9 protein-coding genes and 1 pseudogene are annotated in these 9,067 nt (G+C 52.0%); 6 read left to right on the top strand and 4 right to left on the bottom strand.

Annotation, left to right across the window (positions count from 1 at the left end):
• The 3 genes and pseudogenes from Q7J88_RS09365 to Q7J88_RS09355 all read right to left on the bottom strand — a co-directional run.
• A pseudogene (locus Q7J88_RS09365) lies at positions 1–1,364 on the bottom strand (endonuclease MutS2); the annotation flags it as partial.
• A gap of 4 nt (positions 1,365–1,368) precedes the next feature.
• On the bottom strand, positions 1,369–1,857 hold the full coding sequence (locus Q7J88_RS09360; RefSeq protein WP_303721911.1) for a CvpA family protein: 489 nt from the start codon (positions 1,855–1,857) through the stop codon (positions 1,369–1,371).
• An 18-nt stretch (positions 1,858–1,875) separates the two neighbouring features.
• Positions 1,876–2,322: a GatB/YqeY domain-containing protein gene (locus Q7J88_RS09355; protein WP_303721910.1), complete on the bottom strand. Its 447-nt coding sequence runs from the start codon at positions 2,320–2,322 to the stop codon at positions 1,876–1,878.
• A 282-nt stretch (positions 2,323–2,604) separates the two neighbouring features.
• On the opposite strand from Q7J88_RS09355, the gene Q7J88_RS09350 reads away from it, so the two are divergent.
• The 6 genes from Q7J88_RS09350 to Q7J88_RS09325 all read left to right on the top strand — a co-directional run bounded on the left by Q7J88_RS09350 (position 2,605) and on the right by Q7J88_RS09325 (position 8,807).
• Complete coding sequence (locus Q7J88_RS09350) at positions 2,605–3,444, top strand: substrate-binding domain-containing protein (RefSeq protein WP_303721909.1); 840 nt, start codon at positions 2,605–2,607, stop codon at positions 3,442–3,444.
• 5 nt (positions 3,445–3,449) lie between these two features.
• Positions 3,450–5,654, top strand: a complete 2,205-nt coding sequence (locus Q7J88_RS09345) for a bifunctional diguanylate cyclase/phosphodiesterase (protein ID WP_303721908.1) — start codon at positions 3,450–3,452, stop codon at positions 5,652–5,654.
• A gap of 62 nt (positions 5,655–5,716) precedes the next feature.
• The gene (locus tag Q7J88_RS09340; protein ID WP_303721906.1) at positions 5,717–7,057 is read left to right on the top strand and encodes a nodulation protein NfeD; all 1,341 of its coding nucleotides are present in this window, start codon (positions 5,717–5,719) and stop codon (positions 7,055–7,057) included.
• 3 nt (positions 7,058–7,060) lie between these two features.
• Positions 7,061–7,831, top strand: coding sequence for a slipin family protein (locus Q7J88_RS09335; protein WP_303721905.1), 771 nt, complete (start codon positions 7,061–7,063; stop codon positions 7,829–7,831).
• Positions 7,832–8,055: 224 nt separating this feature from the next.
• Complete coding sequence (locus Q7J88_RS09330) at positions 8,056–8,202, top strand: hypothetical protein (protein WP_303721904.1); 147 nt, start codon at positions 8,056–8,058, stop codon at positions 8,200–8,202.
• 203 nt (positions 8,203–8,405) lie between these two features.
• Positions 8,406–8,807, top strand: coding sequence for a hypothetical protein (locus tag Q7J88_RS09325; RefSeq protein ID WP_303721903.1), 402 nt, complete (start codon positions 8,406–8,408; stop codon positions 8,805–8,807).
• A 91-nt stretch (positions 8,808–8,898) separates the two neighbouring features.
• On the opposite strand, the gene Q7J88_RS09320 is transcribed toward Q7J88_RS09325, so the two are convergent.
• Positions 8,899–9,067 (bottom strand): phosphoribosyl-ATP diphosphatase (locus tag Q7J88_RS09320; RefSeq protein ID WP_303721912.1); only part of this gene is annotated, 169 nt, incomplete at its 5' end.

The raw sequence follows: 9,067 nt of genomic DNA, 5'->3' as shown, positions 1-9,067 counted from the left end.
TGGGTGGTCAACATCGTCTTGGCGTCCTGCCAGCAGAGCTGGTCGAGTACCGCCTGCGTCAGCGCCGCCCCTTCGGCGGGGTCGGTCCCGGTTCCCGCCTCGTCAAGCAACACCAGAGTTTCGCTGTCCGCCTGTTTGAGAATCGTCTTGATCCTCACCAAATGACCGGAGAAGGTTGACAGACTCTCTGAAATACTCTGTTCATCGCCGATATCGACATGCAGCTGCCGGTACAGGTGCAGCCTGCTGTCAGGATGACAGGGGATGTGCAATCCCGAACGAACCATCAGCAACAGGAGCCCGAGCGTTTTCAGGGCCACCGATTTACCGCCAGTATTCGGTCCACTGACCACCAACGCACGGCAATCCTGCGGCAGTAAAATATCGATCGGCACAGCCCGCGAGGGTTCCAGCCGACCATCAGTCTCCATCAATAACGGGTGACGGGCCTGTTTCAGTTCGACGAGCGACTCCTTCACCAGCTCTGGTCGACACCCCTGATACTGCCGCGACAGCCTTGCCGCTGCCAGCCGCAGGTCGAAGCGCGCCAGCAAGCGCTGGTTGTTCAGCAGCTCGACGCTGTCGCGTCGCACCAGATCGGCCAATTGCAGCAGGACACGCCGCTCCTCGCGCTGTTCCTCCCGCAACAGTTTCTGCAGGCTATTGTTCCCCTCGAGCACCTTAGCCGGCTCGATGTACAGGGTCTGCCCGCTGGACGATTCGTCCTGCACAAACCCCTTGACCTGGCCACGATGATCCGCTTTGAGCGGCACCACGTAGCGGCCGTTGCGAACTGTAACCAATTTTTCCTGGAAACAGCTGGCGTACTGTTCGCTGGAGAGCAGCTGCTCCAACTGTTGCTTGACCCGGGTACGGGTCTGGCGAATCCGGTATCGCAAGTCGCCCAACTCAAAAGAGGCGCTGTCGAGCAGCTCGCCACGCGAACCGATCGCCTCAACCAGTCGCCGACGCAACTCGTACAGCGGGCTGACCTGTTCCACCAAGCCGGACAACAGCGGCTGTGCCTCAATCGTTTTTGCCCAGCGTTTGCACTCCTCGGCCACGAGCAGCGACTGGGAAACCTTGAGCAGCTCTTCCGCCGCAATCAGGCTACCTTCCGCCTGCCCCTGTTCAACCAGTCGACGAATGTCGAAACACCCCCCCAACGCGGGGGCCTGCCCATTGTTCAACAGGCGGACCGCCTCATCGACTTCTGACAGCGCGGTCTCGACCTCGTCTTGCGCTACCAGCGGCAACAAACTCTCCGCCAACTGCCGCCCCGGTTCAGACTGGGTCTGCCCGGCCAGCAGCCCCCGCAAGCGGGGATATTCGAGCCTTTCTTGTGCCGCTTCGCTGCAGATCATCAGTCTATCGGCGTCCAGTCAGTTTTTTACTGCTAACAAAAATCGCCTCCCCCAACTCCGCAAACGGCGGTGCGAGTTGCGAATTGTGCATCAAGCCTCTTGCCGGCTTCGGCATCACCGAAGAGTTGAGCGCCAGCACGATCATCGACAGCAGCACTACCCCCTGCACTAGTCCGAACAGGGCACCAGCCAAGCGGTTAATGCCACCGAGGAAAACCAACTTGACGAATCGATGCAAAACAAATCCGACCACCCCGAAAATGAGCACTACCAGCAGAAAGATGGCAAGAAACGAGCCCCAGACGCAAAGTTGTACCGGCAAATCAAAAGTGTTTTGGAGGGTTTGGGCCAATGCCAGATGAAAAGTAAAGGCAAAAACGCCGCCCAGAACCAGCCCGAGCAGCGAACAGACCTCTTTCAGCAAACCCCGAATTACCCCTTTGAGCAGGAAGAATCCAAGGATGGCCAGAATCCCGATATCGATAAAACTCAACGACAGGCTCCGCGGCTGCTAGCCGGACAGTTGCTCACGTACCAACTGGTTAACCAGCTTCCCGTCAGCGACCCCTTTCGTCCGGGCCATCACCTGCGGCATCACCTTGCCCAAATCCTTGATCGAAGCCGCCCCGGTTTCAGCGATAATGGCGCTGACAATCTCGCGCAGCTCTGCTTCGCTCAATTGCGTCGGCAGATACCCCTGCAGGACCTCGAGTTCGGCTTCCTCTTTTGCCGCCAGCTCCAGACGGTCATTATCTCGGTACATCTGGGCCGCTTCGCGTCGTTGTTTGACCTGGGTGCCGATGACGCCGATCACCTCTTCATCATCCAGTTCTTTGCCGATTTCGATCTCTTTATTCTTTATGGCGCTTCGCAGCTGACGGATAGTTCCGAGACGCTCCGTCTGCTTGGCTTTCATCGCCTCTTTCATATCGTTGGTGAGTTGATCCTTAAGATTCACGACCTTCTCCTAAAAAGAAGAACACACAAAGAGGGTGCCAGAGATCCCCGGCACCCACATTTAAAAGAATTGCGTAGTTTATTGAATTAACCAGCAAATAGCAAGAGCTGATCTGTTTTTTTCTGTTTGCAAATCAATGCGTGCGTCTCCGGTAATTTAAAGTGCAAAAAATGCAGTTATTTTCAGAAGCACCTTAATGTTTCTTATTAATCCTTGAAAATTTATTCCAAGCATAATACATTAACAAACTCTTATCGTGCTTGATTTAAATGGAAATCGTCTATGCCTAGCAACAAAACCACAATCAAGGTCTTCCTAACAAGCTGCATAATTCTTATCTTCTACTGCCAGGGTTTTGCCTCAGAACATTCCTACACATTTAGAATCAGTGGCAGTGGCAGTGGACTGGCTTCCATCCGTCCGATTATCACTGAATTCAACAAACAGAACCCGGACATAAATATCCAGGTGCTACCGAGCACAGGAACAACCGGAGGCATTTTAGCCCTTATGGACGATGCAATCGATCTGAGCATCGCCGCACGCCCCCTTTCTCCAGAAGAGCAAAAACTGGATATCGTTTGGCAGCCATACGGTTCTACAGTCATCGCCTTTACCGTCCACAGCAAGGCAGAGGTCACCAGCACTTCGGAAGCCGAGATCGTTGACATCTTGAGCGGGAAAATAACGCATTGGCCTGACGGCAGCTATATCCGACTCGTGATGCGCTCTTCTCGCGAAAGTGATTTTATTCCGGTCATCAATCATAATAACAAGCTAGCCAAAGCTCTCAAGGAGGGCTTGAGCCGCACTGACGTTATTTTTTCTTCTACAGCTGAGGACAATATAGAAATACTACAAAGCCTTCCTGGTTCGTTGGGTCTGACAAGCCTGGCCCAGCTACAAAGCGAACAAACTACCCTGAAGCCACTGATGTACAACAATATTGCCCCCACTCTTAAGAACTTGAATAACGGCAGCTACCCATTCCATAAAACCTTCTTTCTGGTCTACAAAAAACATCTACTTTCAACCGCCCTGAAATCTTTTGTCGACTTTATCCTTTCCAACCAAGCCTGTAACATCCTTAAAGCCAATGGGCAAGCCTGCAGAGGGGCTTAATAGGGATGGAACAGACACATCGCCTCGCCAAATCCTGCCAAAAACTAGCTGTCACTGCATCCCTGTTTGCCTTATTCGGTATTCCAATCCTGTTTTACGGCTACCTTTATAAGGCTGAAGAGAGCAGCCTTGAAGCCGAAGTAGAGGTAACCGCAGCTCTGTTGAGCCAAAATATCCGGCGCAACCCAACCCTCTGGAAATACGACCATGAAACCCTTTTCGATCTTCTAAGAAGTCGCGAAGGTGAAAAACTGGATGATTCTGCAACAATTTTCCTGCCAAACGGAAATCGCCTGATAGAGCACACCCTTAAAATAACCGGACCCATCATCAGTAAACGTTTAGAACTTACTGCGGAAGGAAAAACCGTAGCCACTTTGCAGATAAACCGCCCTCTTAGGCCATTGCTGAAGGAAACCCTTTTAGCTTTCTTTTTTTCCGCCATGTTCGCCACCCTACTCTTTTACTTGTTAAAAACATTACCCCTCAGGGCTATTCAACGGGCAGAAGAACACCTGCAAAAAACCAATGACTTCCTTAAAAAGGTGATGGAAGGGACAACCAACGCGATCCTCGTCGTCGATCTTGAGGACCGTATCCTGATGGCCAACAGTCGCAGTATCACCCTTTGCGGTCACACATTGCCAAAATTAAAGGAACTTCCATTCAAGAGCCTGTTCAGCCAAACCGACTACAGCCGGCTGGAACTACAGATAAACAAGCTCCTTAGTGAAAAAAAACCTGTCAGCCAGATTGAAACTTCCCTGCTCCAGCCAGATGGGTCAAAACTATCGATTATCTGCGGTGCCGCCCCATTGCTCCAGGGGGACGAAATCATCAATACGGTTTGGACCTTCGACGATGTGACGGCCCGGAAAATTGCGGAAGAGGAAGTACAGAAGCTAGCGTACTATGACCCTCTGACTGAATTGCCGAACCGGACCCTATTAAAAGATCGGTTGGAACAGTTTCTCAATAATGCAGAACGGAACAAATATCAGGCGGCGGTATTCTTCCTTGATCTGGATCGCTTTAAAAACATCAACGACTCTCTTGGTCACAATATCGGTGACCAACTGCTGATCGAGGTCAGCAGACGGCTGCAGAACTGTCTGCGGGAAACAGACACCGTAGCCCGTTATGGTGGCGATGAATTTGTCATCATCCTGTCAGAGGTACCCAATAAGCATGAAGAGTATATCTCCTTGGTTGCGCGCAAGGTCCTCGAAATGATGGAGACGCCCATAAGAATACAGGGCAAGGAGCTGTACACCTCCTGCAGCATCGGCATCGCCGTCTTCCCGCTCGACGGTCAGGACAGCCAAAGTCTGCTGAAACATGCCGACCTAGCAATGTACCAGGCCAAAGAACAAGGCCGAAAGAACTTTCAGTTTTTCTCAATGGATCTTAACCGCAAAGTCCGCGAACGGATGCAGTTGGAAAACAATCTCAGGCAGGCGCTTGAGCAAGAACAACTATTCCTGCACTACCAACCCATCCTCGATCTGAGCAACGGTAAGGTTAGCGGAATGGAAGTCCTGGCGCGCTGGCAACACCCGAACAAAGAATCCATCAAACCGGATATTTTTATTCCAATAGCCGAAGACACAGGACTTATCCATCCCCTCGGGTTCTGGATCCTGCGAACAGCATTTGAGCAACATCTGGCCTGGCAACGTGCCGGTCTCATCCCGCCCCTCCTGGCAATCAACCTGTCGATTCGCCAGCTGCAACAACCGGATTTCATCTACCAGCTTGCCACCCTCCTGCAAGAGACTGGCTTCGAGCCAAAGTATCTGGAACTGGAGTTGACCGAAAGCTGCCTGATGGAAAGTTCGAAGAACCTGATCGACAAACTGCAGGCGCTGAAAAATCTCGGTATCTCCATCGCCATCGATGACTTCGGCACTGGCTATTCTTCCCTAAGCTACCTGAAGCATTTCCCCGTTGACCGGCTGAAAATTGATCGCTGCTTTATAAACGACATCATTCACAGTGTCAGCGACTGTAAAATAGCCCAAACGATCGTCGCGATCGGGAAAAACCTTGGTTTGAAGGTAACCGCAGAAGGGGTGGAGTTGGAAGAGCAACTGAACATCCTGCTCAAATATGGCTGCGACAATATCCAGGGGCACCTCTACAGCAAGCCTCTTTCACCCACCGAAATGGCAGATTTTCTGCTCAATGACCTCGCCCCTACCTCTCTCTAAATATGCTAGTTGAACGGAACCAGCAGGTTTGACAGATCATTTCCGCGCAGTACTCTTGAAATATGCGCATCTGGCTGCTGTTGTTCGGTATCTGTAGCATTCTCTCTGTTCCACTGGCGACACTGTCGAATCAAACAGCTGCGTCAAACCGGATCCGCCACCTCAACATTGCCGCAACGATCAATCCGATGACCGCTGCATTTATTGTCAAACAGCTTGAGCTGGCTAATCAAGAGAGCGAGCGAGCCATCTTGATCCGACTCGACACGCCGGGTGGCCTCGACAGTGCCATGCGCGACATAATTCAGGCCGAGCTCAATTCCGCAATCCCGGTGATCGTTTATGTCGCTCCCCACGGCGCGAGAGCGGCTTCAGCGGGTGCGCTGATCACCTTGGCTGCAGACTTCGCCGCCATGGCGCCCGGCACTAATATCGGTGCCGCCCACCCGGTTGCCATCGGCATGGGCTCCGGCAATCAGGGTGACAACCCGATGATGGAAAAGGCGCTCAACGATGCCGCTGCCTATGCCCGCAGTCTAGCCCAACAACGGGGCCGCAACCAGGAGTGGGCCGAGGACGCGGTACGCAAAAGCGTTTCGATCTCTGCCGAAGAGGCGGTCGATCTGGCGGTGGTCGACCTGATCGCCGACAATATTCCCGACCTGCTGCAAAAACTGGATGGCTACAAGTATATTCGCAACGGCAAGGCGCTAGTGTTCCACAGCGCCAACATCGTGCAACTTCAGGTAGAGATGAACTGGCGCCAGCAAATTCTCAATGCCATCAGCAACCCGAATGTCGCCTACATGTTGATGATGCTCGGCATCCTAGGCATCTTCTTCGAAATCTCCCAGCCAGGAGTAATCCTGCCCGGCGTTATCGGCGCCATCGCCATCCTGCTCGCGTTCTTTGCGTTCTCAACCCTCCCGGTCAACTATGTCGGCGTATTACTGATTCTGCTCGCCTTCGTGCTGTTCGTTCTGGAGGTCAAAGTAACCTCCTATGGCATGCTGTCTATCGGCGGCATCATCGCCATGACCCTCGGCTCGCTGATGCTGATCGACAGTAGCGAACCTTACCTGCAGATCTCACACGCCGTCATCGCTGCCACCGTCATCGCCAGCGCCGGCTTCTTCCTGTTTGCCGTTTCGATGGTGGTGCGCACACAAAAGCGGCCAGCAGTTTCCGGACAGGAAGGGATGATTGGCGAGACCGGCACGGTGGTAAAATGGATCGACGGCCGAGGCAGTGTCTTCGTACATGGCGAATACTGGCAGGCACGCGCAACAGAAATCCTCCAACCGGGTACCGAAATCGAAGTGGTGCGCATGCTGAACGGACTGGAATTGGAAGTCAAAGCGAAGAGCCAAGGAGCTCAAACCACACCAGAAACAAAGGAGTGACAGATGTTCGATTTTCTTGGGGTTAATATTTTTTGGGTGATTATCATCGCCTTCCTCATTGTCATCATCGCTTCCGCGGTGCGGATTCTGCTCGAATACGAGCGGGGGGTAGTCTTCCGGCTCGGCCGGTTTTCAAGCGTCAAGGGCCCAGGGTTAAAATTCATCATCCCGATCGTCGATCAGATGAAAAAGATCAGTCTGCGGACCATTGCCATGGATGTCCCCCCCCAGGACATCATCACCCGCGATAACGTTTCTGTAAAAGTCAACGCGGTACTCTACTTCCGCGTCGTTCACCCTGAAAAAGCGCTGATCGAGGTGGAGAACTACCTCTACGCCACCAGCCAACTAGCTCAGACCTCTCTAAGGAGCGTCCTCGGACAGGTTGAGCTTGATGAATTGCTTGCCCAAAGGGATAAGATCAACCAAGAATTACAGCAAATTCTAGACCGCCAAACAGACCCTTGGGGTGTCAAAATTGCTAATGTTGAGATTAAGCATGTCGATTTGCCCGCAGAAATGACCAGGGCGATAGCCCGTCAGGCTGAAGCCGAACGCGAAAGGAGATCAAAAATAATCCATGCCGAGGGTGAGCTGCAAGCCTCTGTGGCTTTGGCTCAAGCAGCTAAACAAATTTCGGCGGAACCGGGAGCTCTTCAGCTACGATTCCTGCAGACCCTTACTGAAGTAGCGACAGAGAAAAATTCAACTATTTTGTTTCCATTGCCAATTGATCTGCTGAAACCGTTTTTAAATGATTCAAAGCGCGAATGAACGGTATCTACTCCGCAGGCCGTTGATAAAAAAATCTGCAGGAGCAGGAGGCGGCGCTGTAGATCTATTCCGGCAGCAAGGTCATCGGCCTGCAGACCTAAACGCCGGAAGAAGCGCAGGAACTGATTTCTGAAAATGGCTATTTCGGCATTGAGAATACCTCCGACCGGATCGTCGAAATCGCTATCAACGCCCTAGGCAACGATCCGGACAAACTCGAGGAGATGAAAGCAGTAATTGAGGACCGGTTTCAAAAAGCCGCCGACGACTGTGGCGGCAACCTCCCTAAGATTTCCCACCCGACCTATGACGCGATCATGGAAAAGCTGGACGCTTTTGCCAAAGCGCGAGAGTCAGTACAAGACGAATAAACAAAATGGGTTGATGAATCGGCATCGGCTCATTTTCAAATCAATTGAATACTTGAATCTCCCACAAAAACGGTTAAAATTTTTTCCATCAAACCTCCGCACCGTCGCGGATTCTACCTTCCCTGAAGTCTGGTGTTCAACGCTGATCCCCTACTTCTTTTAGACAAGGTCGTCTTTAATCGATTTTTCAACAGGAGGTTACTATGCAGCGTTTTGAGCCACTCACCAAAAGCTTCTGCGAAGAATTGAAACAGGAAATTGAAACAGCTATTGCGCAAATAGCCGAAAAACGCGGGATATGCTTAGATTTTGTTAAAGAATCCCTCAACAAAGACGCAGAGAGCGTCGGCATTAACCTGCGTTTCTCACTACCGGAACGACCTGAATCTGTGGCTAGCCGGAAAGAAGAAAATGACTTCCGCTTCTATGCGGAAGGATTCGGTATGCGTTCTGACTGGCTAGGCAGGGAATTCAAACGGGGCAGCATGACCTACAAAGTGGCAGGATTGAACGTCAACGTCCCCAATGAATGTGTTATCCTGCAACGCTCAGACGGGGCTCGCTGTCAGGAAAACGGTAAATTAGTTGCCCGCTACTTGAGCTAAATCAAACCGGGCCGGCGAGTAGTCGCCGGCCCGGTCAAAAAAGATTGACGCTTTCCGTCATCCACCCTTACAGAAAAGCCTTTTGTTTCCCCTATTTCGACCGGCTCGCTTTTTCCTCAATTCCCGACATCCCGAATCGGCGCCGTAATTCGGCGTAGACCACCTCCGGTGATATATCGTAGTAACCAAGCAACACCAGCACGTGGAAGAACAGGTCGGCAACTTCGTAAACTAACTCTTCTTTGTCCCCGCCCTTGCCA

This window comes from Malonomonas rubra (assembly GCF_003247215.1).
Taxonomy (GTDB): domain Bacteria; phylum Desulfobacterota; class Desulfuromonadia; order Desulfuromonadales; family Geopsychrobacteraceae; genus Malonomonas; species Malonomonas rubra_A.
The sequence above is the reverse complement of the archived record's forward strand: the minus strand, read 5'-3'. Positions and strand labels throughout refer to the sequence as shown.

Bases quoted from the DNA above. Each gene is read 5' to 3' on its own strand.
- Q7J88_RS09350 (WP_303721909.1), top strand. From the start codon at position 2,605: ATGCCTAGCAACAAAACCACAATCAAGGTCTTCCTAACAAGCTGCATA.
- Q7J88_RS09345 (WP_303721908.1), top strand. From the start codon at position 3,450: ATGGAACAGACACATCGCCTCGCCAAATCCTGCCAAAAACTAGCTGTC.
- Q7J88_RS09340 (WP_303721906.1), top strand. From the start codon at position 5,717: ATGCGCATCTGGCTGCTGTTGTTCGGTATCTGTAGCATTCTCTCTGTT.
- Q7J88_RS09335 (WP_303721905.1), top strand. From the start codon at position 7,061: ATGTTCGATTTTCTTGGGGTTAATATTTTTTGGGTGATTATCATCGCC.
- Q7J88_RS09330 (WP_303721904.1), top strand. From the start codon at position 8,056: ATGAAAGCAGTAATTGAGGACCGGTTTCAAAAAGCCGCCGACGACTGT.
- Q7J88_RS09325 (WP_303721903.1), top strand. From the start codon at position 8,406: ATGCAGCGTTTTGAGCCACTCACCAAAAGCTTCTGCGAAGAATTGAAA.